Origin of the sequence: Paraburkholderia phenoliruptrix (genome assembly GCF_047325075.1) — a bacterium.
Classification (GTDB): Bacteria; Pseudomonadota; Gammaproteobacteria; order Burkholderiales; family Burkholderiaceae; genus Paraburkholderia; species Paraburkholderia phenoliruptrix.
Genome location: NZ_CP168531.1, coordinates 403945 through 430246, shown reverse-complemented (window position 1 = coordinate 430246; position 26302 = coordinate 403945). Strand labels below are relative to the sequence as shown.

Annotated in this window: 23 protein-coding genes; 13 read left to right on the top strand and 10 right to left on the bottom strand. The window is 64.8% G+C overall.

The annotated features are described in order from the left end of the window. The first annotated feature begins 58 nt into the window (after positions 1–58). Entirely contained in the window at positions 59–745 is a 687-nt protein-coding gene (locus tag ACEN8U_RS13850; RefSeq protein ID WP_013590077.1) for a response regulator transcription factor, read from the top strand. 132 nt (positions 746–877) lie between these two features. Continuing rightward, the gene (locus tag ACEN8U_RS13845) at positions 878–2380 is read left to right on the top strand and encodes a sensor histidine kinase (RefSeq protein WP_015004101.1); all 1503 of its coding nucleotides are present in this window, start codon (positions 878–880) and stop codon (positions 2378–2380) included. Positions 2381–2446: 66 nt separating this feature from the next. Here ACEN8U_RS13845 and ACEN8U_RS13840 read toward each other — a convergent pair whose 3' ends face one another. From ACEN8U_RS13840 to mnmC, 7 genes are all read right to left on the bottom strand, one after another. Next, positions 2447–2995, bottom strand: coding sequence for an SET domain-containing protein (locus ACEN8U_RS13840; protein WP_310104520.1), 549 nt, complete (start codon positions 2993–2995; stop codon positions 2447–2449). A gap of 229 nt (positions 2996–3224) precedes the next feature. Further along, positions 3225–4337 carry an NADH:flavin oxidoreductase/NADH oxidase gene (locus ACEN8U_RS13835; RefSeq protein WP_310104523.1) on the bottom strand — a complete coding sequence of 371 codons (1113 nt, stop codon included), beginning with the start codon at positions 4335–4337 and terminating at the stop codon, positions 3225–3227. Positions 4338–4432: 95 nt separating this feature from the next. Next, positions 4433–5146, bottom strand: a complete 714-nt coding sequence (locus ACEN8U_RS13830; RefSeq protein WP_310104525.1) for a glutamine amidotransferase — start codon at positions 5144–5146, stop codon at positions 4433–4435. Positions 5147–5269: 123 nt separating this feature from the next. Then, positions 5270–5908 (bottom strand): MarR family winged helix-turn-helix transcriptional regulator, encoded by a 639-nt coding sequence (locus ACEN8U_RS13825; RefSeq protein ID WP_015004105.1) that lies wholly within the window; start codon positions 5906–5908, stop codon positions 5270–5272. A 540-nt stretch (positions 5909–6448) separates the two neighbouring features. Continuing rightward, positions 6449–7564 (bottom strand): YbdK family carboxylate-amine ligase, encoded by a 1116-nt coding sequence (locus ACEN8U_RS13820; protein WP_015004106.1) that lies wholly within the window; start codon positions 7562–7564, stop codon positions 6449–6451. 97 nt (positions 7565–7661) lie between these two features. Beyond that, positions 7662–8867: a cation:proton antiporter gene (locus ACEN8U_RS13815; RefSeq protein WP_013590084.1), complete on the bottom strand. Its 1206-nt coding sequence runs from the start codon at positions 8865–8867 to the stop codon at positions 7662–7664. A gap of 873 nt (positions 8868–9740) precedes the next feature. Beyond that, positions 9741–11738: a bifunctional tRNA (5-methylaminomethyl-2-thiouridine)(34)-methyltransferase MnmD/FAD-dependent 5-carboxymethylaminomethyl-2-thiouridine(34) oxidoreductase MnmC gene (mnmC, locus tag ACEN8U_RS13810; RefSeq protein WP_310104529.1), complete on the bottom strand. Its 1998-nt coding sequence runs from the start codon at positions 11736–11738 to the stop codon at positions 9741–9743. Positions 11739–12152: 414 nt separating this feature from the next. Between mnmC and ACEN8U_RS13805 the strand changes: the two genes are divergently transcribed. Next, positions 12153–12431: an HU family DNA-binding protein gene (locus ACEN8U_RS13805; RefSeq protein ID WP_006050811.1), complete on the top strand. Its 279-nt coding sequence runs from the start codon at positions 12153–12155 to the stop codon at positions 12429–12431. A gap of 156 nt (positions 12432–12587) precedes the next feature. On the opposite strand, the gene ACEN8U_RS13800 is transcribed toward ACEN8U_RS13805, so the two are convergent. Together ACEN8U_RS13800 and ACEN8U_RS13795 are read right to left on the bottom strand one after the other, a co-directional pair. Then, positions 12588–13943, bottom strand: a complete 1356-nt coding sequence (locus ACEN8U_RS13800) for a GTP-binding protein (protein ID WP_015004108.1) — start codon at positions 13941–13943, stop codon at positions 12588–12590. 161 nt (positions 13944–14104) lie between these two features. Further along, positions 14105–14551 (bottom strand): lytic transglycosylase domain-containing protein, encoded by a 447-nt coding sequence (locus tag ACEN8U_RS13795; RefSeq protein ID WP_310104533.1) that lies wholly within the window; start codon positions 14549–14551, stop codon positions 14105–14107. Between the two features lie 562 nt (positions 14552–15113). On the opposite strand from ACEN8U_RS13795, the gene gspD reads away from it, so the two are divergent. Genes gspD through gspF form a run of 3 tightly spaced genes read left to right on the top strand, consistent with a single transcriptional unit; the run spans position 15114 to position 20294 of the window. Next, a complete protein-coding gene (gene gspD / locus ACEN8U_RS13790) occupies positions 15114–17483 on the top strand; it encodes a type II secretion system secretin GspD (protein WP_309583975.1) in 2370 nt (789 codons plus the stop codon). Beyond that, the gene (gene gspE / locus ACEN8U_RS13785; protein ID WP_310104537.1) at positions 17480–19072 is read left to right on the top strand and encodes a type II secretion system ATPase GspE; all 1593 of its coding nucleotides are present in this window, start codon (positions 17480–17482) and stop codon (positions 19070–19072) included. The genes gspD and gspE overlap by 4 nt, the downstream gene beginning before the upstream one ends. A 4-nt stretch (positions 19073–19076) precedes the next feature. Continuing rightward, positions 19077–20294 carry a type II secretion system inner membrane protein GspF gene (gene gspF / locus ACEN8U_RS13780; RefSeq protein WP_015004111.1) on the top strand — a complete coding sequence of 406 codons (1218 nt, stop codon included), beginning with the start codon at positions 19077–19079 and terminating at the stop codon, positions 20292–20294. A gap of 30 nt (positions 20295–20324) precedes the next feature. Here the strand turns inward: gspF and ACEN8U_RS13775 are convergent, their stop codons facing one another. After that, positions 20325–20738 carry a type II secretion system protein N gene (locus ACEN8U_RS13775; RefSeq protein ID WP_028362220.1) on the bottom strand — a complete coding sequence of 138 codons (414 nt, stop codon included), beginning with the start codon at positions 20736–20738 and terminating at the stop codon, positions 20325–20327. A gap of 155 nt (positions 20739–20893) precedes the next feature. Between ACEN8U_RS13775 and gspG the strand changes: the two genes are divergently transcribed. Genes gspG through ACEN8U_RS13740 form a run of 7 tightly spaced genes read left to right on the top strand, consistent with a single transcriptional unit; the run spans position 20894 to position 26289 of the window. Next, entirely contained in the window at positions 20894–21358 is a 465-nt protein-coding gene (gene gspG, locus ACEN8U_RS13770; RefSeq protein WP_013340976.1) for a type II secretion system major pseudopilin GspG, read from the top strand. After that, positions 21349–21960, top strand: a complete 612-nt coding sequence (locus tag ACEN8U_RS13765; protein WP_310104542.1) for a GspH/FimT family pseudopilin — start codon at positions 21349–21351, stop codon at positions 21958–21960. Before gspG ends, ACEN8U_RS13765 begins: the two co-directional genes overlap by 10 nt. A gap of 1 nt (position 21961) precedes the next feature. Further along, the gene (gene gspI / locus ACEN8U_RS13760) at positions 21962–22375 is read left to right on the top strand and encodes a type II secretion system minor pseudopilin GspI (RefSeq protein ID WP_015004114.1); all 414 of its coding nucleotides are present in this window, start codon (positions 21962–21964) and stop codon (positions 22373–22375) included. Then, positions 22353–23078 carry a type II secretion system protein J gene (locus ACEN8U_RS13755; RefSeq protein WP_041745920.1) on the top strand — a complete coding sequence of 242 codons (726 nt, stop codon included), beginning with the start codon at positions 22353–22355 and terminating at the stop codon, positions 23076–23078. Before gspI ends, ACEN8U_RS13755 begins: the two co-directional genes overlap by 23 nt. 1 nt (position 23079) lies before the next feature. Continuing rightward, positions 23080–24333 carry a type II secretion system minor pseudopilin GspK gene (gspK, locus tag ACEN8U_RS13750; RefSeq protein ID WP_310104546.1) on the top strand — a complete coding sequence of 418 codons (1254 nt, stop codon included), beginning with the start codon at positions 23080–23082 and terminating at the stop codon, positions 24331–24333. 28 nt (positions 24334–24361) lie between these two features. Continuing rightward, a complete protein-coding gene (gene gspL, locus ACEN8U_RS13745) occupies positions 24362–25789 on the top strand; it encodes a type II secretion system protein GspL (protein WP_310086228.1) in 1428 nt (475 codons plus the stop codon). Continuing rightward, on the top strand, positions 25786–26289 hold the full coding sequence (locus ACEN8U_RS13740) for a type II secretion system protein M (protein WP_013590097.1): 504 nt from the start codon (positions 25786–25788) through the stop codon (positions 26287–26289). Before gspL ends, ACEN8U_RS13740 begins: the two co-directional genes overlap by 4 nt. The last annotated feature ends 13 nt before the right edge of the window (positions 26290–26302 follow it).

The following is a 26302-nucleotide window of genomic DNA, read 5'->3' as shown; positions in this document are numbered from 1 at the left end:
GGCGCCCCGGCGAACCGCTTGCCCGAACGCCTAAACCCATTGTACTTGAGCGAAATCCATGCGACTCCTTCTGATCGAAGATGACCGTCCCATCGCACGCGGCATCCAAAGCAGTCTCGAACAAGCCGGCTTCACTGTCGACATGGTCCACGACGGCATTTTCGCCGAACAGGCCCTCACGCAAAACCGCCACGAACTGGTGATTCTCGACCTCGGCTTGCCGGGCATCGACGGCATGACGCTGCTCTCGCGCTTCCGTCAGAGCAATCGCCATACGCCCGTGATCATCCTCACCGCGCGCGACGAACTGAACGACCGCGTGCAAGGCCTCAATTCCGGCGCGGACGACTACATGCTCAAGCCGTTCGAGCCGACCGAACTCGAAGCGCGCATTCGTGCCGTGATGCGCCGCAGCGGTCCGCACGGCGACATGCCGCGTCCGGAAGTGTCGCTCGGCGGCGTGCGCCTGTCGGGCGTGGATCGCCGCATTTTCAACGACGACAAGCCGCTCGAACTCTCGCCGCGCGAATTCGCCGTGCTCGAAATGCTGCTGCTGCGCCATGGCCGCGTGGTCAGCAAGGCGCAACTGCAGGACCATCTGACGCATTTCGGCGGCGATCTCGGCGACACAGCCATCGAGGTTTATGTGCACCGCGTGCGCAAGAAGCTCGAAAACTGCCGCGTTGAAATCGTCACCGTGCGCGGTTTCGGTTATCTGTTGCAGGAAATCCGCCAGGCCGCATAATCGTCGTGAAGGCCGCCATCCGCTGGCGGCCCGACGGCGCCGGGCCGGCGCAGCGCACAGCGTGCGCGAGTTGCCGGCATCCGGTGAAACTTCAGGGCGCCTCGCGCCTGCTCTTTTCCCGCGCGCTCGATCATGCCCCAGCCGGCCGCCAATAGTCTGCGCCGCACGCTGCTGCGGCGCCTCGCTGCTCCCCTTTCGCTGCTCGCGCTGATGAGCGGCCTGATCGCCTACTGGCTCGCGTGGCAGTACACGCAGCACGTGGTCGACCGCTCGCTCGCCGACCTCGCCACCGCCATCTCCAAGCAGATCCAGATTGCGGGTCCGGAAGCGCCCATTACCGTGCCGCCGCTCGCACAAGCCATGTTTTCCGATCCGATCGAGCATCTGGTCTATCGGATCAGCAACGGCGAAACCGAAATTGCCGGCGATAAAACGCTGCCGCTGCAAGGCACGAGTGTTCGGCGTATGCACTACGCGTACGTGTTCGAAACGCAGCACCAGGGCGTAACGGTGCGCGTCGCGCAAGTACGCGTCGATCAGCCGGTCGGCAACCCGATCGTCGTCGAGGTCGGGCAGCCGGTGCATCACCGCTTTCGCATCGCCGCCGAGTTTCTCGTGGCGATCATGATGCCGCTGCTGTTGCTGCTGCTCGCGGGCTGGGTGATCGTGTGGCGAGTGGTGAATCAGCAGCTCAACCCGCTGACCGATCTCGCCGATTCGCTGAACCGGCAAACGCACACGTCGCTCGAGCCGGTCGACGAAACCTATGTGCCCGTCGAGATCCGCCCGCTGACCGGTGCAGTTAACGCCCTGCTCGGCCGTCTCAAGACCGCGCTCGACGGTCAGCGCAAATTTATCGCCGATGCCGCGCATCAACTGCGCACGCCGCTCACGGCCGTCAAGCTGCATGCGGAGCAGGCTGCGGTCGCGCGCGATCCGCAGCAGACGCTCGCCGCGGTGCGGGAGCTGCGCGCGGCCGCCGATCGCGCGGTGCGCCTGTCCAACCAGCTGCTGTCGCTCGCGCGGGCGGAGCCGGCCGAGCAGGCCGCGCGCTTCGTCAATGTCGACATGGCCGCGCTCGCCTTCGACACCGGCGCGGAATGGGTACCGCGCGCGCTGGCCTCGCACATCGACCTGGGCTTTCAGCGGCTCGACGATCCCGCCAACGATCAGCCGTTAATCGCGCGCGGCAATCCCGTGTTGCTGCATGAAGTGATTGCGAATCTGCTGGATAACGCGCTGAAGTATGTGCCGCCTTCGCGCTTCGACGGCGGGCGCATCACGGTCACCGTGTCGCAAACCGTGGTGGACGACGTGCGCATGGCCGAGATCGTGGTCGAAGACAATGGCGCGGGCGTGCCGCCTACGCAGCAGGCCGATCTGTTCAAGCGGTTCTTCCGCGGCGACGGTCAGAGCGATGCCGGCGTGGACGGCGGCGCCGGGCTCGGCCTCGCGATCGTGCACGACATCATGGCGCTGCATCACGGCACCGTGCATTACGAAGATGCGCCGGAAGGCGGAGCGCGCTTTATCGTGCGCATTCCGCTCGTGAAAGCCGCTTTGCCGAAAGACGCGAACGACCTCAAGCAAGGCCACGACAAAAAACCGGCGCACTCGGCGCCGGTCGATCTGTAGCGATAACTTGTTGGAGCGCGCTGCGCGGGCGTCATTCGCACGACGAACCCCGCAGCTCGCCGCGTGTTACTTCTTTTTGGCTTTCTTTGCCGCTTTAGCGGATTTCTCAGACTTCGCGGACCTGGACGCTTTGGTCGCCTTAGCCGCTTTATCCGCGCCCTTCTCCTTCTCCGGCGGCGCCAGCATGGTGCCGCGGCACTTGCGCGAGCCGCAGCGGCATTCGTATTCCTTCTTCAGCTTCTTGGTCTGGCGCGCGTCGATCACAAGGCCGTAGTCATAGAAGAGTTCTTCACCCTCGGCGATGTCGCGCAGCGCGTGCACATACACGTGACCGTCGATCTCTTCCGCTTCGCAGTTCGGCGCACACGAGTGGTTGATCCAGCGCGCGCTGTTGCCGTTCACCTTGCCGTCGATCACCTTGCCGCTGTCGAGCGCAAAGTAGAACGTGTGATTCGGTTCGTCAGGATTATGCGGATGACGGCGCAACGCTTCTTTCCAGGAAATCCGCTCGCCCTTGTATTCGATTAGCCGCTCGCCGGCCGCAATCGGTTCGAGCGCAAACACGCCTTTGCCGTGCACACCGGAACGACGCACGGCGATCCTGCGTGAACTCATTGAATGAATCCTTGTGAAGAACTGGGGATGAAGTCCGGCAGCCGTCGGAAACGCCCGCGTCTGACGCGCTGATTTTTCTGGCGCTGATAGCAAACGCGGCGCCCTGCGAGCGCCGCGTCGACACTGCGACGCACATGCGCCACATCCGGCATCCTACACGGTCAAGACGGCTTCGTTCAACCGTCAAAACCATATGCCGCGTGAGCATGTGCGATGCGCGCGTGCTGCTTCATCGTTGCCCGAATGAAATCTCGCCGAACAGCGCCTTCTGGTCGCGCGGCTGCGAGCGCCAGTACTGCGGCGGCGCCTCGACTGTCGCGCCGAGTTGCGCGGCCGCATGCCACGGCCAGCGCGGGTTGTACAGCAACGCACGAGCCAGCGCGATGAGATCGGCATCGCCCTCTTCGATCAGTTGCTCAGCGTGAACCGGGTCGGTGATGAGTCCGACGCCGATGGTCGTGAGGGCCGTCGCTTTCTTGACAGCCTTCGCGAACGGAATCTGATAGCCCGGCTCGAGCGGAATCTTCTGCAACGGCGAGACGCCGCCGGACGATACGTCGATCCAGTCGCACCCGCGCTTTTTCAACTCGTGCGCAAACGCGATGGTGTCGTCGAGCGACCAGCCGCCTTCCACCCAATCCGTCGCGGACACACGCACGCCGACGGGTTTGTCGGCGGGAAAAGACGCGCGCACGATGTCGAAGATTTCAAGCGGAAAGCGCATGCGGTTTTCGAGCGACCCGCCGTAGTCGTCGTCCCGTTGATTGGCGAGCGGCGAGAGGAACTGGTGCAGCAGATAGCCGTGCGCCGCATGCACTTCCAGTGCGTCGATGCCGAGGCGCGCTGCGCGCCGCGCGGACGCCGCGAAGGCTTCGCGGATCCGATTGAGCCCCGGCGTGTCGAGCGCGAGCGGCGGTTCTTCGCCGGCCTTGTGCGGCAATGCCGAGGGCGCGTGCGGCAACCAGCCGCCTTGCGATACCGGAATCAGCTGGCCGCCTTCCCAAGGCGCATGACTCGATGCCTTGCGCCCCGCGTGCGACAACTGCATCGTCACGTTGATATGCGAATGCTTGCGGATCGCGGCAAGCACTGGCCTGAGCGCGGCCTCGGTTGCATCGTCCCACAAGCCGAGATCGCCGGGCGTGATGCGGCCGTCCGGTTCGACCGCCGTCGCCTCGATGCACAGCATGCCCGCGCCGGACAAGGCGAGGCTGCCAAGGTGAATCATGTGCCACGCGGTGGCCTCGCCGCGTTCGGCGGAATACTGGCACATCGGCGATACGACGATACGGTTCGGAAGCGTCACGCTGCGCAGCGTGAGTGGAGAAAATAGCGCGCTCATGGATCACCGCCCAGTAGAAACCCGAGAGCGATCGAGCATAGCACCGTGAGTCGTTTGCTGCAGGCAGCCCACGCTCGTGATCAACGTGATGCCGCTCAGGGTTTCGCTTCGACCTGATCCAGCCATTCGCCGAACATGCGGCAAGCCGCGGCCTCGAGAGCCGGACCGAATTGCGCGGTCTCGGCGCGCAGTTGACGCGCGTCGATTCCATGACCGACGAGTTCACCCGCATTGCCGATCAGCCAAGGCTCGAAGCGATCTGTGCGGATCTCCGGATGACATTGCAGCGCGAGCACATGGCGGCCCCATGTGAAAGCCTGGTTCTCGCATGCACGCGTGGAGGCGAGGCGCGTTGCGTTGGCGGGAAGATCGAAGGTGTCGCCATGCCAATGCAGCATGGACGTATGCGCGCCATCCAGATGACGCACCGGCGATGAACGACCGGCATCGGTGAGCGTGAGCGGTTCCCAGCCGAGTTCCGTCTGGCCCGCCGGATACACCCGCGCGCCGAGCGCCCGCGCGATCAGTTGCGCGCCGAGACAGATGCCGAGTGTGGGAAGCCCTGCTTCGATGCGCTTTTCGATCATCGAAAGCAGCGGCACGAGCGTGGGATAAAGCGCGTCGTCGGTCGCGCTGATCGGGCCGCCGAGCACGACCATCAACGACGGCGTGACGGGGTTCGGCGCCTCGATGCGGGCAAAGCCGACGTCGAGATAACGGACTGGGCGCCCGCGTTCGCCGAGCACCCGCTCGAGACTGCCCAGATCCTCGAAGTGCACGTGGCGAATGGCCAGAACTTCCTGATTCATCAGCCTGTCACCTTCAGGTTGACTGCAGACTGCCGCTACGCGGCGCCGGAAAGGCCGGCAGACGGCGTGTGCCGTCTGCCGCTGCCGGTTGCAGTGTAGCGGATTGCCCGGTGAGCAGCCGCCTTACTGGGCGAAGATCTTCCAGGTCTTCTTCTGGGTGGCGACATCCGCGGTTTCATGCACCGCGCAATCCAGACGCAGGTCGGTGTCCGCCATATTCAGATCGAGCAGCTTGCAGTGATGCGGCGCCTTCTTCGGATTCTTGCTCGGCTCGAAATGAGTGCAGCTCAGGCACATGCGGTGCGGCGGAATCGTGCCCTGCGCTTCCAGTTGATAAACCGTCTTGAGCAGCGTTCGGTAGAACGTGGCCTGCTCGTCGTCGCGCAAGGTGCCAACTGCCTTCGCAAGGAAGTCCGGCCATTGCGCGGCGCGCTTCGCAGCTGTACGGCCACGAGCGGTGAGGCGCACGGCGAGCGCGCGGCCGTCATCGAGCGCGCGGCGTTTCTCGACCAGCCCCTTGGTTTCCAGCGTGCTGACAGCGTCGCTGGTGGTCGCCGCGGTCAGTGCCGTTTCGCGCGCGATTTCCCCGAGCCGCATCGGACCCTTTCGCTGCATCAACAGAACCAGGATTTCGCCCTGCGTGGGCGTGAGCCCCGCGCCTTCGGCCCATTCCCAAGCCTGGCTTCGCATTGCCGTGCTGAGTCGCAAGAGGCTGTGGGTGACTCGCCCGGTTGCCTGTTCTCCGTATACGCCTTCGCTCATAATCTTCGATTGGTTTATTTACAGCTTTTGTGCGGTGCCGGCCGATTGCTCGCCGGGAACGCCCGTAGCCTGTGTGGGGTAGCCCCGCCCAAAACAGGACGAGACGGTCTCAACTATCTCAAAAATTCACCGCCTTGCAAGCCAAAGCAGTTAAGACGACATTCTATGCGAGAGCGGCGAATCGTACAGCTAAGTTATCCAATCTAATCTGTGGATAACCGTGGGACAACATCGGGGAAGACATGTGCGCCGATTCTTGATAGGTATCCGTACCACACTTACCAGTCCTTAAGTTGTCCTCGCCGAGCGACGCCCGCCCACTGCTCACCGGTCCACTTATGGTTTACGCAGCGCCTTGACTTTGCAGGGAATTATTCAGTTGTCCACAGCCTGCGGCGCTGCTTGTTAACTACTACTACGTTTGTATACGTACATATTTGAAAAACCTTAAGGGCACCGAACTGGAAATTTTAATGACGAAAAAAAACCCGCGCGTGGCGGGTTTGTTACGGTTGAACACAAGCAAAGACGCCCGATCGGTCAGGCTCGCCACTTCAGGCACTGCTGCCGCACGGCTTCATGCAGCGATTTTTCCTTTTCGACGACGCCTCTTAGCCACGTTGCATCGTTGATCTGGCCGCGTGCGATCGCGCCGATTTCAGCAAGCGCATGGCCCGAACCCAGCGCGTCGCCGTGCGGCGCGATCCGGTCGAGCGTTTCGAGGATATCTTCCGAAATGGTCTTGCGTTCGCCCGTCTGCGGATTGATGCAGGTGCCGGCGAGACCGAAGCGGCAGGCCTCGAAGCGGTTGAACGTGTAGACGAGGTAATCGTCTTCATGCGGCGTGACCGGCTTGTCGAGCAGCAGATGCCGCGCGAGCGTCTGGATGTAGCACGCAATGGCCGCGGCGCGATCCACGGAAAGCGGCGTGTCCATGACGCGTACTTCGATGGTGCCGAAACCCGGCTTCGGCCGGATGTCCCAGTAGAAGTCTTTCATGCTGTTGACCACGCCCGTGTGGACCATCTTCGAGAAATATTCCTCGAAACTGTCCCACGTCAGCACGAACGGCGCGCGGCCCGACAGCGGAAAGGCAAACACGGAATTCAGGCGTGCCGAGTGAAAACCGGTGTCCACGCCCTGCACGAACGGAGACGATGCGGACAACGCAATGAAATGCGGGATAAAGCGCGACATCGAATGCAAAAGGAATAGCGCGCTGTCCGCGTCCGGGCAGCCGATGTGCACGTGCTGGCCGAACACCGTGAACTGCTTGGCGAGATAGCCGTAGAGCTCGGAAAGATACTGAAAACGCGGCGTATCCACGATCTGCCGCTCGCTCCATTGCTGGAAAGCGTGCGTGCCGCCACCGCACAGGCCGACATTCAGATGATCCGCTGCCGAAACGAGCGTGTCGCGAATCTTGCGCAGATCGGCAAGCGCCTGCTCGTGATTCGTGCAGATTCCGGTAGAGAGTTCGATCATGCTCTCGGTGATTTCCGGCGTGATATTGCCGGGGATCTTCTGATCCTTGACGAGGCGCAGCAGATCCGAGCCGGCTTTGGTCAGATCATAGTCATGCGTATTGACGATCTGCATCTCGAGTTCGACACCGAAAGTGAACGGCTTCGAATCGATGAAGGGTTCGAGTGACATGGCGTCCCCTGAGTGAGGTCGGCCGGGCGGTTGTCGGAAGCCCGGCCGTTATGTGAAGCGAATAACCTGAATAACGCGCGATCTGAATGGCGAAGCGCTACTCTTCGCGCCGTTCGGCAACCAGCGCGAGGCTGCGATAAACGAGCCACGGCCCGAGAATCTGCAGCACGACGATCGAACACATGACGATGGCCCGCAGTTGCGGATCGAAATTCGGATACAGGTTGTAGGTGTCGTCGACGAGCAGATAAGCCAGCGCCGACATGGGCGAGAGCGACAAACCGAGCGCCATGCCCTGCTTCCAGTTCAGCCCGCTCGGCTTCGCAAACGCGAGCACGCCGACGAGCTTTGCGACCAGACGCGCAACAATCAGGCCCAGCGCCGCGACGCCGCCGAGCGCAATGTCTTTCCATTCGAACGATGTCAGCGTGAGTACGAACAGAATCACGGTGAGCAGCCAACCGGCGGTGCCGAAGTGCTGAGGCCACAGCTGCGGCCGCGCTTCGTGATTCTTCACGATGATGCCGGCCGCCAGCAGCGCGAGAATGGTCGACAGCTTGAACAGATGCGCCACCGCAATGGCCAGCAAAACGAGGCCGAAGAGGGCGACGAACGAATGCTCGTCCTGCATATTGAGCCGCCGGTAAAAGAACGTGCAGGTGCGCGCGAGCAGATACGCGAGCACGAGCGAGCCGACCAGCAGATAAAGCGGCTGGAGAATCGTTGCGAACACGTTGCCGTACGCTTCCTGATGCAGCCAGCTCGACACCAGCTTTTCGATCACGACCGCATACATGCTGTTCAAGGCGGTAAGCGTCAAAAGACGCTGCGTGACCTGCCCTTCCGCGCGAAGCTCAGTCTTGAGCTGGATCACCATGGCGGGCGAAGTCGCCATGGCAATGGCGGCGAGCACCGTTGCGACCATCAGCGGCACGTTCAGGAACAGCAGCACCGGCAAGACCAGCGCGAAAGTGAGCGTGGCTTCGGCGACGCTCGACATCACAAGCCACGGGTTACGGCGGATCCAGCGCAGATCGAGCCGGCTGCCGAGTTCGAACAGCAGCAGGCCGAGCGCCACGTCGAGCAACGGCCGCGCTGCCTTGGCCGAATCGGCGTCGATCACGCCCGAACCGGCCGCGCCGGCAATCAGACCGATGACGGCATAGCCGGAAATACGCGGCAAACGCCACGCGCGGTAGCACAGCTCGCCGCACAAGCCCGCGGCGAGTAAGGCGAGACCAGCCCAAAAGATGGCGTCGGGTGCGAGCGGCCAGGCTGGAAAAAATGAAAACGCCGAATTCATCGTTATGGGTTCTCCTTTGCTGCAACGGCAGATGACACGAACCAGCGTGAGCCGGCGCGAACACCGGCGAGCGGGTGGACGCACGAGACGTTCCACTGGCGTACATCGCTTCGCGTGATCCGCGTTGCGAATTTTCAACGATCGGATGATTCGAACGCGCCGCAGTCGCAAGGATCCCGGCGCATTCAGGGGTGCGGCCGTCGCAGCCGGCACGGCACGGTGAAAGAACGCCGTCGACGTTGAATCAGAGTCTGATTGAACGGCACCGTTCCGTAGCAGCGGGTACCGCTAGAGGCGAGGCACCACGCGAAAAAGAACGGCGATTGTGCCATAGCTTTTTCGGCTTCAACCGAAAACACACGAACATGCAGGCAAAACGGTAAAAAAGTACTTTATCTTCGTGAGACGCGGAAAAAGCGCCCGTTTTATCGGCTCTGTGCACAGGCATTGCCCGGCTGTTTCGCGGGTGCAGTCGGTGCTCTGGGAGCAGTGTGCACTGCTCGTATGTGCTTTTCAGGACAGCACTTAGCATGAGGGTCTCAGGCGTCGCGTGATCTGTGCGGTGGCGCACCGTCCGGCTCAGGCCTTGCTGTTTACGCGTTTACTGTATGTATACGTAGTAGCAGTTAACAAGCTGCCCGCTTTTCTGTGGATAACCGTGGTTTACCGAAGCGAATCAGCACGTTGCAGACTTCATAACCGCGCGCACAGCGTGTGCGGCGACGACTCGTATACGCGGGTAACTTTTGGCGAAATTTTGCGGCGTTCGAGTTACCCCGTTTACGTCCACAACGGTTCCACACGAGTTGCAGCGGTAAACAGCGCGGTTATCCACAATTTGCGGTGGATAACCGTGGCCCACGCGGCGGTGAGTTAACCGACGACGCTTCCCTGCCGCAACGCGCGCAGCAGAAATCGCGCAGGGTCGATGTCTTCGGCGAGATCCCGTTCGAGCGGCCACGGCTCGCCTTCGATCTGCGAAGCGATCAGCTCCGCGCCGAGCGCAGCCCATACGAGACCGCGCGAACCGTAGGCGAATGCGCTGTAGAGGCCCGGCGCACGCGGCAGATCCAGCGGCCACGCACCGCGCAGGCGTTCGGCGTCGCGCGCGGCGAGTGTTTCGTCGGCGATGTTGCCGATCATCGGCATGCGGTCGCTCGTCACACAGCGGAACGCGACGCGGCCCGTGACGGCCGCGGCATCGGCGTGATCCGTGGGATCGAGGTGAGCGGCCGAGCGCGCAAACGCAGGCAGCATGTGCGCGACGCGCTCGATGTTTTCCAGATGACCCGCTGGACGAAGCGACGTCTCCGCGTCGTCGAGCTCATAAGTGGCGCCCGTCAGCGTGACGCCGTCGGGCAGCGGTATCGCATAACCTTCGCCGATCACAGGCAACGCGAGCGACGGCGCGGCGCCCGGTGGCAGCAAAGTGAGCTGGCCGCGGATGCTGCGCGTCGGTGCATGACGCAAGCCGGCAAGGCGCGGGGCCTCATGAGCGCTCGCGACAACCAGGACCGGCGCGCGCGCGAGCGGCTCGCCCGCCGTGTCGAACACGGTCCACTGATCGCCGGAATGCTCGATGCGCGCGACGTCCACGCCGAAGCGCCGCTCGAGCAGGTCACCGGCGGCGGCGCACTGGGCGGCGCAGAGCGACGCCGGGTCGATCCAGCCGCCGTGCGGGAAAAACCAGCCGCCGCGCGCGAGCGGCGTACCGGCGAGTTTTTGCGCCTCGTCGGCGGAGACGGGCGTGACGAACTCCGGCGGATAGCGCAGCGCCGCGATGGCTTCGCTCATCGCGCGCGCTTCGTCTTCGTTTTCGGCGATCTGCAAAAGACCAGGGCCGCCGCGCTTCGGCGCGTGGCCGAGCCGTTCCAATGCCGCCCAGCGCCTGAGCGCGTACAGAAAACCCGCGCGCGTGACACGCGAGGCGACGCTGTCGTCGCGCGAGATCATCGGGTGGAAGACGCCGGCCGGATTGCCTGATGCATCCTGGGCAACCGACGCATGCCGCTCCAGCAACGTCACCCGCCAGCCGCGCGCCGCGAGCCGCTCGGTGAGCGCGCATCCCGCAAGGCCGGCGCCGATCACCATCGCGTGTCGTTCGCCGGGCGCGAGCGGTCCGAGCGCCACGGGCGGCTCATGGCGGCGCACGCGCCAGCGCGGCGCAAAGTGGCCGACCAGCATCGCGCGTTTCCAGCCGAAGCCGTCCACCTTTCTGTACTCGAAGCCGGCCTGCGTCAGCGCGCGCTTGATGTCGCCGGCGCTGCTGTAAGTGGCGAAAGTCGCGCCCTCGCCCGCCAGCCGCGCGAGCGACTTGAAGACGGCGGGCGTCCACAGTTCCGGATTTTTGGCGGGCGCGAAACCATCCAGATAAAACGCGTCCGCGCGCAGCCTCAGGTTCGGCAAGCTCTGCTGCGCGTCGCCGAAAACCAGCGTGAGCACGACGCGCCCATCGTCGAATTCCAGCCGATGCATGCCCGGCACGAGCATCGGCCATTCGCTCGCCAGCGTGTCGGCAAGTGCCGCGATCGCCGGATCCGACAGAATCGCGGCGTAGGCCCGCCGCAGATCGGCGAGCGCGAAAGGATGCTTTTCCGTCGATACGAAATGAAGCCGCTCGCAACGCGCCGGGTCCGCCCGCCATGCGGCCCACGTCACGAGAAAGTTGATGCCCATGCCGAAGCCCGTCTCAAGCACGGTGAAGACGCGTCGGCCGTGCCAGCGTTCGGGCAGCGCGTTGCCGCGCAGGAAAACGTAATGAGCCTGCTCGAGCGCGCCGACGGCGCTGTGATAGATGTCGTCGTAGAGCGGCGAAAAAGGCGTGCCGTTGTCCCGGAACGAGAGCACGGCTGGGATCAGCGGATCGGTCATGCGCGACGCAAAGTGACGCCCCGGAATGCGGGTGCAATGTTACCGCCAGCGCGCGCGGCTCGCCGGGCGGCGAAAAAGACGCGCCGAGCGTTGGCAAAAACCAACGTCAAAGCCCCGTCCACACTGGGTTTCGGGCTGATTAGCGAGGCTGGATCAGCAAAAAGTGCCGTTTCCTTGCTGTATCTGTTCCAAAACCGCGTAATTCTTCGAAACCCTTGTCCTGATTGGGTTTGCGCTGCGCTATCATAGCAAGCGCCGCGAAGGGAGCGGCAGCACGGCCGACGGACACTCGCTGTCCGGCGCTTTCGATCCGGAGGGGCTCCGGAGCCGCAGCTGCTCGACGGCGCGGCGCGCGCACGTATAATCGGCGCGTTCGCGCTGTTCGTGTCAACCTAAACTCAGAAAGGAACCTTAATGAACAAACAGGAACTGATCGACGCCGTCGCAGGACAGACGGGCGCCAGCAAGGCTCAAACCGGTGAAACGCTGGACACGTTGCTTGAAGTGATCAAGAAGTCTGTGTCGAAGGGTGACGCGGTCCAGTTGATCGGCTTCGGCAGCTTTGGTTCGGGCAAGCGCGCAGCGCGTACGGGTCGCAACCCGAAGACGGGCGAAACCATCAAGATTCCGGCCGCGAAGACCGTCAAGTTCACGGCAGGCAAGGCGTTCAAGGACGCAGTCAACAAGCGCTAAGCAGATTACTGCCAGGCAGTTGACACCCGCCAACGGCGGGTTTTTTTTCGCCCGTTTTTTCGTCTCTGTGCTGGGATCGAGCGAATGCGCCGCGTGGGGACCGGCCCGCGGGCGCTTTGCGGTTGCCGCAGCCGATGCCGCCAACGGCGCTACCGCCTAGTCGTGGCGATGCGGCGTGTCGCCGTGAGTGTGGCTGTGTTCGTGACCGTCGTGATCATGGTGGCTATGTCCATGTCCATGGTGCTCATGATCATGATCATGATCGTCTTCGTCGAAATCCCATGCGGGGAATGGATCGGCGAGCTGCTGCCAGCCTTGCGGTCCCAGCGCGTATTCGTCGCCGGTCAGGAGGCACGCGTCGAATTTCGCCGCCCACAGCGCCGGGTCGATGCCGACGCCAATCATCACCAGTTCCTGCCGGCGGTCGCCGATGCTCGAGTCGTCCGGCGCGCCGTACCAGTCGGCGGCGATTTCGGCGGCCAGTTCGTCGTCGGCGTCCGGCCATTCGCTGCGGTCCTGAGCCGCCCACCACATGCCCGCCGGACCATGCCGGCAAGCGCCGCCCGCCTGCGACAGCGAACCGGCGATGTCGTTGCGCGTCGCAAGCCAGAAAAAGCCCTTGCTGCGCAACACGCCCTTCCATTCCTCGTGCAGCAGCGCCCACAGGCGCTCGGGATGAAACGGACGGCGCGCGCGATACACGAAGTTGCCGATGCCGAACTCGTCCGCGTCGCTGCGATGGCCGTGGCCATGCTCGTCTTCGCTTCGGTTCTGCGGATCGAGCGACGCCAGCCAGCCCGGCGCATTGGCGGTTTCGTCGAAGTGAAAGCGCTGGGTATTCACGATCTGCTCGAGCGGCACGGCGCCGAAGCGGCTCACCACTTGCACGGCGCGCGGGTTGATCCGCGCGAGCAGGCGTTGCAGGCGCATGAGTTCGCCGGTACTGACGAGGTCGGCCTTGTTCACGACGAGCACGTCACAGAATTCGATCTGCTCGATCAGCAGCTCCACCACCGTGCGGTCATCATTTTCCGTCGCGGCGATGCCCCGCTCGGCGAGCGCTTCTGCTGAGCCGTAGTCGCGCAGGACATTGACCGCGTCGATCACAGTGACCATGGTGTCGAGCCGCACCGCTTCCGAAAGCGAGTCGTCGTCAAGCTCGGCGTCCGCAAAAGTCTCGGCGATCTGCGTGGGCTCGGCCGCAGCCGCCGACTCGATCAGAATCGCGTCGAAGCGTTTTTGAGCGGCCAACCGTTGCACCTGCGCGAGCAGATCGTCGCGCAACGTGCAGCAGACGCAGCCGTTCGCGAGCTCGATCAGCTCGGCGTCCGGACGCGAGGCCGCCGCCGCATTGCGTGCGAGCGTCGCCTCCACGTTGACGGCGGCGAGATCGTGGACGATCGCCGCCACTCGCAGGCCGGCGCGATTCGCGAGGATGTGGTTCAGGAGCGTGGTCTTGCCGGCGCCCAGAAAACCGGAGAGCACGGTGACGGGCAATGGCGGCTGGTTCATCGCAGTACGGAAATCGGGAGGATTGGAAGGCGTGCCGGGCGCCGTGTCGCGGCGTGAGTCCAACGACGGGCGAGCGCGGGCAGCAGCACGAAGCCGCATTGTGCATCAAATCGGCAAGGCCAAGCGGACGGCGGCCGCAACCGGCAAATTCCCGCACTGCTTCAGCGTGCCGCCGGCATCAGATTCCATTTGCGCAGAATCGCGGCGATCTGTTGAGCGTACTTGTCGCGCAACGCGGGCGTCTCCGAGTGATACGCGCCTACCGCCTGCCAGGTATTGCCGTACTTGTTCATCTGCCGGCGCAGATGCCATGCGGCGATGTAGACGTTCTTGCACGGCTCCATGAGCGTGCCTTGCGAGATGCCATACTGAGCCAGCGTGGGCAGGTGAACGGAGTTGATCTGCATGACGCCGTAATCGGTCGAACCGTTGGCGTTCTTGTGCTGGGCGTCGGGACGGTTATGCGATTCCTGCCACGCGATCGCGCGCAGAATCAGCGGGTTCACTTTCTGATATTTCGCGGCTTCGTCGAAGCAATCGGCGTGTACCGGCCCGGCTGCGGCCAACACGGTAATTCCTGCCAGAAAGGTCACGAAGGTTCGTTTCATCGGTCAAGACGACTTGGCAAACCGCAAGGGTAAGGGATAGTAAGGCCTGCTATCAGTCATTGTTCAGCCGATTCAAGCCGGCACGCGCAATCTGGCCGGGACATTGGCGGAATCTACGGGAAAACCCGTGCCCGCGAGGGCGAACCGGCGGCTCGAACGGCTCGTATGATACCGGCAGGTCGAGACCCGTCAAGTTGGCTAACAGACATAAGCGAGACAATAGGCGAGACATAAGCGGGAACTGAGCGAGACCTAAGCGCGCGAAAACATAGGGTTTTCTTGCGGCTTTCAACTAGCGGCGCTTTGCCTTTCAAGGGTCCGCGAGCGGGCGTGATCCCTCGCGAAAACTCACTCGGCCTTTCCATTTGTGACAAATCCGACATGAAAAACTGTTACTGTTCCTTCTTTTCGGACATCGGATGGCCAGCATTTTAGGGCGGGTTCGCCCCCCTGGCCCGCCGGCAGACCGACAGACCGGCGGTCTGCTTCCCTGTCCGTGCTGCATGACCGCCGGCGGCTCGCGCTGCCGGCATCGACATTACATTCCATGAGAAGAAATCGTATGGCTTTGCGTCGCGTCGCAACGGCGTTGCTGCTGGCTGGACTGATCACCGCGCAGACCGCACAGGCACAGGTGACACTCAACTTCGTCAACGCCGATATCGACCAGGTCGCGAAGGCGATCGGCGCGGCGACGGGCAAGACAATCATTGTCGACCCGCGGGTCAAAGGTCAGTTGAATCTGGTATCGGAAAACGCGGTGCCCGAGGACCAGGCGCTGAAGACGTTGCAATCGGCGCTGCGCATGCAGGGCTTCGCCCTCGTCCAGGATCACGGCGTACTGAAAGTCGTGCCCGAGGCGGACGCCAAACTGCAAGGCGTGCCCACCTACGTCGGCAATGCGCCGACCGCGCGCGGCGACCAGGTGGTCACGCAGGTGTTCGTGCTGAAGAACGAATCGGCGAATAACCTGTTGCCGGTGCTGCGTCCGCTGATTTCGCCGAACAACACTGTGGCCGCTTATCCGGCCAACAATACGATCGTCGTGACGGACTACGCGGACAACGTGCGGCGCATCGCGCAGATCATCGCCGGGGTGGACACGGCGGCGGGTCAGTCGGTGTCGGTCGTACAACTGAAGAATGCCAACGCGCTCGACATTGCCGCGCAGTTGAACAAGATGCTCGACCCGGGCGCGATCGGCAGCACGGATGCGACGCTCAAAGTGTCGATCACCGCGGATCCGCGCACCAATTCGCTGCTGATCCGCGCCTCGAACGCCGCGCGTCTTGCCGCGGCAAAAACGCTCGCGCGCGAACTCGACGCGCCGACCACCATGCCGGGCAACATGCACGTCGTGCCGCTGCGCAATGCCGAGGCGACCAAGCTCGCGAAGACCTTGCGCGGCATGCTCGGCAAAGGCGGCGAAAGCGGCTCCCCGACCGGCGGCAACGAGGCCAACTCGTTCAATCAGAACAGCGGCGGCGGGATCGGCGGCAACAATTCGACGGGCACGTCCGGCACGCCGCCGCTGCCGTCGGGCGGCCTTAACATGAGTTCCATGTCCTCGCCGATGGGCGGATCCGGCGGCGGTGGCTACGGCGCGAACAATGCCAGTCAGTCCGGCGGTTTCCTCGGCAACGACAAGGACAAGAACGACGAGAATCAGCCGGGCGGCATGATCCAGGCGGACGCCGCGACCAACTCGTTGATCATCACCGCGTCCGAGCCGGTGTACCGCAATCTGCGCGCGGTGATCGACCAGCTCGACGCGCGTCGTGCTCAGGTTTATATCGAGGCGCTGATCGTCGAGCTTAATTCGAACACGAGCGGCAATCTCGGCATTCAATGGCAGGTGGCGAACAATTCGGTTTTTGCCGGCACCAACCTCGCGACCGGTTCGAGCAACAGCATCATCAACCTGACGGCAGCGGCCGCGGCGGCGGGCACGACGGGCGGTCTTGCCACGGCCCTCGGCACGCAGGGTATCCAGCAGGGCCTGAACATCGGCTGGATTCACAACATTTTCGGCGTGCAAGGTCTCGGCGCGCTGCTGCAGGCACTCTCGCAGACGGCGGACGCCAACGTGCTGTCCACGCCTAACCTCATTACGCTCGACAACGAGGAAGCGAAGATCGTTGTCGGTACGAACGTGCCTATCCAGACCGGTTCGTACTCGAACCTGACGAGCGGTAACGCCAGCTCGGCATTCAATACCTATGACCGCGTCGATGTGGGCCTCACGCTGCACGTCAAACCGCAGATCACCGACGGCGGTATTCTCAAGCTGCAGCTGTACACGGAAGACTCGGCCATCGTGAACGGCACCACCAACGCGGCGACCAACCCGGCCGGCCCGCAGTTCACGAAGCGCTCGATCCAGTCGACGGTGCTCGCCGACAACGGCGAAATCATCGTGCTCGGCGGCCTGATGCAGGACAACTATCAGGTCAGCAACAGCAAGGTGCCGCTGCTTGGCGACATCCCGTGGATCGGCCAGCTGTTCCGCTCGGAGCAGAAGAATCGCAACAAGACGAATCTGATGGTGTTCCTGCGTCCGGTGATCATCAGCGATCGCGATACGGCGCAGGCTGTCACGTCGAATCGCTACGACTATATTCAAGGTGTGCAGGGCGCGTACCGTCAGGACAACAACCTGATGAAGGACAACGACGACCCGGTGGTTCCGCCGAAGCCGGTGGGCCCGAGTCAGGGCGGTTCGACGCTCAATCTGTTCGATCTCGATCAGATGCGCCGTCAGCAGATGCAGCCGCCGCAGGTTCAGCCGCGTCTGTCCACGCCGCAGTCCAGCGCGGCGCCGAGCACCGCGCCGGCCACCGTGCAGCCGGCGCCTGCCGTGAACGGCGGCGCCGTGCAAAGCAATCCGGTGCCGGTCGCGCCGTCCACCGCATCGCCAGGAGTCAAGCCGTGAACACGCCGTCCATGCCGCCGTCAGCGTCAACGTCGCCGGCATCGTCGCGGGCCGGATCGCCGGCCGCCGGGTCGCCGGTCGCCGGATCGCCGGCCGCCGGTCTTTCATCCGCGGAGGTGATCGGGCAGGCGGAACGCGCGGCGCCGTCGGCCGTCGCCGCGCGCCTCGTGCCGTACGGCTTCGCGCGCAGCGGCCAGATTCTCGTCGCGCATCAGTACGCCGACAGCCTCGAGGTGTGGATCAGCGAGCGCACGAGCGAAGCCGCGCTCGCGGAAGTCGCGCGCAATTTCGGCGCGGTCTCGGTGGTGCGTCTTCCCGCGGACGAACTCGCGCAGGCGATCAACCAGGCTTACGCGCGCCAGGACGGCAGCGCGGCGCAGGTGGTCGGCGAGGTGGAAGGGGAAGTCGATCTGTCGCGCCTGATGCAGGACATTCCCGAAGTCGAAGACCTGCTGGAATCGGAAGACGACGCGCCGATCATCCGCATGATCAATGCGCTCCTTACGCAGGCCGCGCGCGAACAGGCATCGGACATTCACATCGAACCGTTCGAGAACGCGTCGGTGGTGCGCTTTCGCGTCGACGGCACGCTGCGCGACGTCGTGCGCCCGAAAAAAGCGCTGCACGGCGCGCTGATTTCGCGGATCAAGATCATGGCGCAGCTGGATATCGCCGAAAAACGCCTGCCGCAGGACGGCCGCATCACGCTACGCGTCGGCGGGCGTCCGGTCGACGTGCGGGTCTCGACGCTGCCCACCGGCCACGGCGAGCGCGCGGTGCTGCGTCTGCTGGAAAAAGACGCCACGCGCCTGAACCTCGAGGCGCTCGGCATGGGCCCGGACACGCTCGGCAAGTTCGACAAGCTGATCGGCAGGCCGCACGGCATCGTGCTCGTGACCGGCCCGACCGGCTCGGGCAAGACCACCACGCTGTATGCGTCGATGTCGCGGCTGGAGACGGCGACCACCAACATCATGACGGTGGAAGATCCGATCGAATACGACCTGTCGGGCATCGGCCAGACACAGGTCAACGAGCGGATCGGCATGACCTTCGCGCGGGCGCTGCGCTCCATTCTGCGGCAGGACCCCGACGTCATCATGATCGGCGAAATCCGCGATCTGGAAACCGCGCAGATCGCCGTGCAGGCTTCGCTGACCGGCCACCTCGTGCTGGCCACGCTGCATACCAACGACGCGGCCTCCGCCGTCACGCGTCTGACCGACATGGGCGTCGAGCCGTATCTGCTGGCGTCGTCGTTATTGGGCGTGCTGGCGCAGCGGCTCGTGCGGCGCTTGTGTCCAGTGTGCCGCGAACAGCGCGTCGAGGAAGACGGTCGCGTCCATTGGCATCCGGTCGGCTGCGACAAGTGCGGCCAGTCGGGCTATGCGGGCCGGCGCGGCGTCTACGAACTGCTTCTCATCGACGACGACATCCGCTCGCTGATTCACCGCAATGCATCGGACGCCGACATTCTCGCCGCCGGCCGCGCACAAGGCATGCACACGCTGCGCGAGGACGCGGAGCGCTGGCTCGCCTCGGGACTCACGTCGCTCGAAGAAGTGATTCGCGTGACGGGCGGAGCGTAAGCGCATGCCGGCATTTCGTTTTGAGGCGATCGACGCGGCGGGCAAGGCGCAAAAAGGCGTGCTCGACGCGGATAGCGCGCGCGGCGCGCGGACCAATCTGCGTTCGCAAGGGCTCACGCCGCTCGTCGTCGAACCGGCGGCCACGCGCACGCGCGGTGAGCGCAATCAGCGGCTTTCGTTGGGGCGGCGGCTGTCGCAACGCGAGCAGGCCATTCTCACGCGGCAACTCGCGAGTCTGCTGATTGCCGGCCTGCCGCTCGACGAAGCGCTCGCCGTGCTCACCGAGCAATCGGAGCGCGACTACATCCGCGAATTGATGGCGGCGATCCGCGCCGAAGTGCTCGGCGGCCATTCGCTCGCGAATGCGCTCTCGCAGCATCCGAAAGATTTCCCCGAGATTTACCGCGCGCTGGTTGCGGCGGGCGAACACACCGGCAAACTCGGCCTCGTGCTCTCGCGGCTCGCTGACTATATCGAGCAACGCAACGCGCTCAAGCAGAAGATCGTGCTCGCGTTCACCTACCCGACCATCGTCACGATCATTGCGTTCGGTATCGTCACGTTTCTGCTCAGCTACGTGGTGCCGCAGGTGGTCAACGTGTTCGCGAGCACGAAGCAGCAACTGCCCTTTCTCACCATCATGATGATGGCGCTCTCGGGCTTCGTGCGGAACTGGTGGTGGGCCGTGCTGATCGCCGTCGCGGTGCTGTTCTATGGGGTGCGCTCCACGCTGCGGCAAGCCGGTCCGCGCCTCGCGTTCGACCGGTGGCTGCTCACCGCGCCGCTTCTCGGCAAGCTCGTGCGCGGCTACAACACCGTGCGGTTCGCGAGCACGCTCGGCATTCTGACGGCGGCCGGCGTGCCGATTCTGCGCGCGCTGCAAGCCGCCGCCGAAACGCTCAGCAACACGGCGATGCGCGGCAACATCGACGACGCAATCGTGCGCGTGCGCGAAGGCACCTCGCTGTCACGCGCGCTTGGCAATACGAAGACGTTTCCGCCGGTGCTGGTTCACCTGATCCGTTCGGGCGAAGCCACGGGCGACGTCACCACGATGCTCGACCGAGCCGCCGAAGGCGAAGCGCGCGAGCTCGAGCGCCGCACGATGTTCCTGACGAGTCTGCTGGAGCCGCTCCTGATTCTGGCGATGGGCGGCGTGGTGCTGGTGATCGTGCTGGCGGTGATGCTGCCGATCATCGAGTTGAACAACCTGGTGCAGTGACCTACAGGGTGCGGCCGGGCCGGCCGCGCTTTAGCGAACGTAGATGGTCGGGCCCGCTGCGTTGGCCGGCAGGAATATTTCGGAATGCGCGCCGTTGCGGTCGATCACGATGGAGCGGGCGCGCACTTCGGAGAGCTTCGCGCCTTGCATCAGCGTGCTGCCGAGCGACACGGCATGCGGCGGCTCGCCGCCCACGCTGACAATGGCCGCGGCGCCTTCGCGCAGCGCGAGGATGCCGAACAGATGCACGTCCTGATTGACCGTGCGCGTGAGCTGCCCGCCGAACAGCGTGGCCGCCTGCTCGGTCGAGACCTGCGGGTGCGCGGCGGCTGCGGGCAGCGGCGCGCCGGACATCGTGGTGAGCGTGATGACCCAGTAGGTCAGCGTCGCGCAAAAAACGGCGAACAGCGCGAGCGACAGAAGGCGGATTTGGAGGGCGTTCATGCGCATCATTGTACGGACTATTGTGAAAATTGCGTTGCGTTGAAACCCTTCAACTGCATGACATTAAAATGACCGGCCGGGCGTGTTCAATGGCATCGAAACTGCTGGACGCTAACGCCCGCAGTCAAAAATTTATCTGAAAGAGGTAGCAAGCTATGCAACTGTCGACCACTCGCCGCACAGCAATCGCGGGTCTGCGCAGCCGTCGTCAACGCGGCTTCACGCTGATCGAAATCATGGTCGTGATCGCGATTCTCGGCATTCTGGCCGCGTTGATCGTGCCGAAAATCATGAGTCGTCCCGACGAAGCGCGGCGCGTCGCCGCCAAGCAGGACATCGGCACGGTGATGCAGGCGCTCAAGCTTTATCGTCTGGACAACGGCCGTTATCCGACGCAGGAGCAAGGCCTGCGCGCATTGATCGAAAAGCCCGCGACGGATCCCGTGCCGAACAACTGGAAGGACGGCGGCTATCTGGAGCGTCTGCCGAACGATCCGTGGGGCAACAGCTATCAGTACCTGAACCCGGGCGTGCACGGCGAGATCGACGTGTTCAGCTACGGCGCGGACGGCAAGGCAGGCGGCGAAGGTAATGACGCCGATGTGGGCTCGTGGCAATAGACGTCAGCAGCACGCGTGTCGTGATTCATTCGCCGCTGCGCGCGGCGCAGGCGTTGGCGCGCGCGGCTGACGGAGGCCGCGGCAAGACCGGCGACATGGCGAGCCCGATTGCAAGCCCGAATGCAAGCCCGAGTGCAGGCGTGAGACGCCGGCATCAGACGGGCTTCACACTGCTCGAAATGATGGTGGTGCTGGTGATTGCCGGCCTGCTGGTTTCCCTCACGGCGTTGACGATGACGCGCAATCCGCGCACCGACCTGAACGAAGAGGCGCAGCGTCTTGCGCTGCTGTTCGAATCGGCCGGCGACGAAGCGCAGGTGCGCGCGCGCCCCATTGCGTGGCAGCCGCTCGACGGCGGCTTTCGTTTCGACATGCGCACGGAAGACGGCTGGCGTCCGCTGCGCGACGACCTGCTCAAGCCGCGCCAGTGGGAAGGCGGTGTGACTGGCGTGACGATCGATTATCCGGGTTCGAGCTCGCAGGCGAGCCGCGTGGTGTTCGGCACCGAGGCCATCGACGTGCCCGTGCGCGTCACGCTCTTTTCCGCCGTGGGCCGCGCGACGATCGTCGGCACCGGCAATGGCCGCTACGAGGTGCATTGACATGCGTCGTCGCAGCAGCACGGCGGCGCGCGGCGCCGCGCACCGCGAACGCGGTTTCACGATGATCGAAGTGCTGGTCGCGCTTGCCATCATCGCGGTCGCGCTGGCCGCGTCGCTGCGCGCGGTCGGCGGGCTGGCGAGCGGCGAGGCCGACCTTCACCGGCGGCTGCTTGCCGGCTGGAGCGCCGACAACACGCTTGCGCAGTTGCGTCTCACGCATGCGTGGCCGAATGTCGGCTCGATCAGCTTCGACTGCTCGCAGGGCAATTTGCAGCTGATCTGTACCGAGCAGGTGACGGCGACGCCCAATCCGGTGTTCCGTCGCGTGGAAGTGAAGGTGACAATGCCTGGGCGCTCCGGCAATCTCGCCCAGATGGTCACGGTGGTCGCGAATGAAACAAACCGTTCGCTCTGAGCGCGGCCTCAGCCGCGTCGGCCACGCAAGCCGCCGGAGTCGCGTGAGCCGCTTGAGACGCCGCGGCGCCCGCGGCTTCACGCTCATCGAGCTGCTGGTCGCGATTGCGATCATGGCGGTGATCGCCGTGCTGTCGTGGCGTGGGCTCGACCAGATCATCCGCGGGCGGCAGACCATCACGAACGCGATGGAAGACGAGCGTGTCTTCGCGCAGCTGTTCGACCAGATGCGCATCGACGCGCGTCTGGCTGCCTCCGACGACGAATCCGGCCAGCCCGCCGTGTCGCTCGCGGGCGGCGCCTTGCAGATCGTCCGGCAGATGCACCTGCCGGGTTCGGCGCCGCGATTGCAGGTGGTGCGCTACCGCGTCACCGAGGGCCGCGTGGTCCGCTATGCGTCGCCGCCGCTGGCCAATATCGGCGATCTGCGCGCGGCCTCGCGCGGCGGAGAAGGCGAAGGCTGGTCGGCCGTCCCGCTGATGGGCGGCGTCGGCGCGATTTCGGCGCGCCTGTACGTGCCGCGCGTCGGCTGGACCACGCAGATGAAGGACGTGCAAGGCGCGATCACCGAGGCCGACAACAACCTGAAGGTGCCGCAGCTCGGCAACGCGCCCCTGCCGCGTTCGGTGACCGGGCTGGAAGTGAGCGTGGGCGCGAAGTCGCTTGCGCGGCCCATCACGCGCGTTTTTCTGATTGGAGAATGAGATGAGATTCTCCTTCCATGCTGGCTGTGCGGCTGCGGCTGCGGCTGCGGCTGCGGCTCCGGCTCTCGCTCCGGCGCTGCGCGCGCAACGCGGCCCGCGCGGCGCGGCGCGCAGTTGCGGGAAGCGAGCGCGACAGCCGCAACGGCCGCAACCGGCGCAACCGCTGCAACAGCGGCCGCGGTCACGGCAGCGCGGCGCGGCCATCATCAGCGCGTTGCTCGTGGTCGCGCTGTCGGCGATCCTCGTCTCCGGCATGCTGTGGCGTCAGCAAGTCCAGGTTCGCCGGATCGAGAACCAGCGTCTGCTCGCGCAGGCGCAATGGGTCGCGCGCGGTGCGCTCGACTGGACGCGCCTGATTCTTCGCTCGGAAGGCGATACGTCGGCTGGCATCACGTATCTCGGCGGCGTGTGGGGCGTGCCGATCGCGAAGACGCGGCTCTCCGACTTCCTCGGCCAGATCGGCGAGGTGCGCGCGCAGCAAGGCGCGGCGACCTACCTGTCGGGGTCGATCGAGGACGCCCAGGCGAAGTTCAATTTGCGCAACCTGGTGGCGAGCCCGGCGCCCGGCGTCATGCAGCTCGACGCGCAGCAGATCGGCGCGTATCAACGCCTCCTCGTCTCGCTCGGCGTGAACAGCCAGCTCGCGAAAAATACGGCAGTGCAGGTGCGCGCGAGCCTGATGCAATCGGCCACGCGGTTTCAGACGGTGACGTCGACGTCCGGCACGACCTCCACGCAGGCCATCCAGGGGGGGGCGATGGGTGGCGCAACGAGCGGCGGCTTCACCGACAAACCCGGCATAGAAGACAGCGAGGACAGCGCCGCCCACGCGCCGCTGCAAATGACGAGCGTCGATTCGCTGCTCGACATTCCCGGCTACACGCCGGAGATGGTCGCGCGCCTGCGGCCCTTTGTTACCGTGCTGCCCACGGTGACGGCGGTCAACATGAACACGGCCTCCGCCGAAGTGATCGCGGCGGTCGTGCCGGGCATGAGCCTGTCTTCGGCGCAGGCGTTCGTCGCGCGCCGGCAGACGGTGTTTTTTCATAACGTCGGCGACGTGCAGCTCGCGTTGCGCGGCGCGGGCGTGCAGCAGGTGTCGATTGATCCCAACCAGTTCGACGTCAACACCAATTACTTCCTGATTCACGGCCGCGTGCAGCACGAGCGCGCCGAGGTGGATCGCACGACTCTCGTCTATCGCGACGCTTTGACTCACACTACGCGTATCGTGCGGGTGCAAGACCAACTATGAACAACGCCTTTCCCAGAGAGAGTGGCCTTTGAGCACGCTGATCGTCTTATTGCCGCCGCGTGATCCGGCGGTGCCGTCGCAGGAATGGCAGCTGCCGGACTTGCCGTTCGTGCTGCTCGACAAGTCGGGACGCACGCAGCGGGCCGGGCGCTCGGCGCTCGCGCTGTTGCCGCGCGCCACGTCGACGGTGCTGATGGTCGCCGCGCGCGACCTGCTGATGATGCCCGCCACGCTGCCGCCGCTGCGCGGGCCGAAGCTGCGCCAGGCGTTGCCGAACATCGTCGAGGATCAGCTGATCCAGGACCCGCAAACCTGCCACATCGCCGTCGATCCGCAACCGGCCGCGGGCGGACGTCAGATACTTGCGATCATCGACCGGGGATGGTTCCGCTTCATCTGCGAGGCGTTTTCCGCAGCGGGTCACCGCAGCCTGCGCGCGGTGCCGGTCACGCGCTGCCTGCCGGAGGCGCCGCTGTCCGCGCCAGTCCAGGTGGCCGAAGAAGCGACACAGACGGCGAACGCGCCCGAGCCGGCGCTGGCGGGCGCGGGCGCTTCCCTGCGCGAGGCCCCGCCGAAGCCAGGCGCGCCCAACGCATCTGCCGACGCCGCATCCGAAGTCGTGCCGATGGTAGCGGCCGTGCTCGGCGCGGTCGTGCAAACGGCGCCGGCCATGCTGCTGGAAGGCGCGGCGCAAAGCGGCCCGCCGCGCGTCGAACTGGCGATTGCGCGCGGCGCGCAAGGCGAAGGGCTGGCCGTGCCCGCGAGCGCGGTGAACGCGACGCTCGCCGCCCTCGCCGGCGCGACGCCGGTCTCGCTTCACATGCTGACCGAGGTGCCGGGCAACGAGCCGAGCCTCGGTGCGAGCAGCCCGGCGCGGCTCGCCGCCCATGTGCACGGCGCGAGTCCGTTGCCGTTCGAGCAGCTCGCGCGCCGCGCGCTCGCCTGCCGCTTCGATCTGTGCCAGTTCGAGTTCGCGTCGCAGCCGTGGCGGCTCGATCGCGCGACGCTGCGCCGCCTGCGCCTGCCGGTGCTGCTCGCGGTCGGCGCGCTGCTGGTCGCGATTGTCGGTGCCAATGTGCAGTGGCTGATGCTTTCGCGCCAGCGCGACGCCATCAACACGCAGATGACCGAGCTGCTGCTCAACGCCTTCCCGAAAACGACCGTCGTGCTCGATGCGCCCGATCAGATGTCGCGTCAATTGCAGCAGTTGCGCGTGGCCGCTGGCGAGCTGTCGCCCGACGACTTCCTGTCGCTCGCCGATGGCCTCGCGCGGTCACTGCCGCCCGTGCCCGTCAACGGCATCGCCGCGCTCGATTATCACGACCGGCGGCTCGACGTCACCTTCAAGCCCGAGGTCAAGCTCGATCCGGATTTCGGCAAGCGCCTCGCGCGCAACGGACTCAATGGCGCGGTCGACAGCAATACCGGCAAGTGGACCATCAGGAACGGACAATGAAAGCTCAACTCGCTCAAACCTGGGCCGGCTTCTGGGAGCAGCGGACCGACCGCGAAAAAATGCTGCTGACGTGGGGCGGCGCACTGCTCGCGGTCGTGATCGCGTGGTCGGTGCTGTGGGCGCCCGCGCAGGAGGGGCGCGCGCGGCTGCGTGAGTCGCTGCCCACCTTGCAGCGCCAGCTCGCGCAGATGACGGCGCAAGCCAACGAAGCGCGCCAGCTTGCCGCGGCGGCTCAGGGCGTGGCGCCGACGGGCGGCGCGCTGAAGGACGCGCTCTCCGCGTCGCTGGCCGACCACGGTCTCGCGGCCACGCAGGTCCAGGTGATCGGCAACGCGGTGCAGGTGCAGATGAAAAACGCGTCGTTTCCCGCGTGGACGGCCTGGGTCGACGACGTGCGCCGCCAGTTCAAGGTGCAGGTCGCGGAAGCGCATGTGACCGCGCTGAAGGAAGACGGCCAGGTGGACCTGACGGCGTCGCTGCAGCCATCCACGGCCAAATGAGCGCGCTGCCACG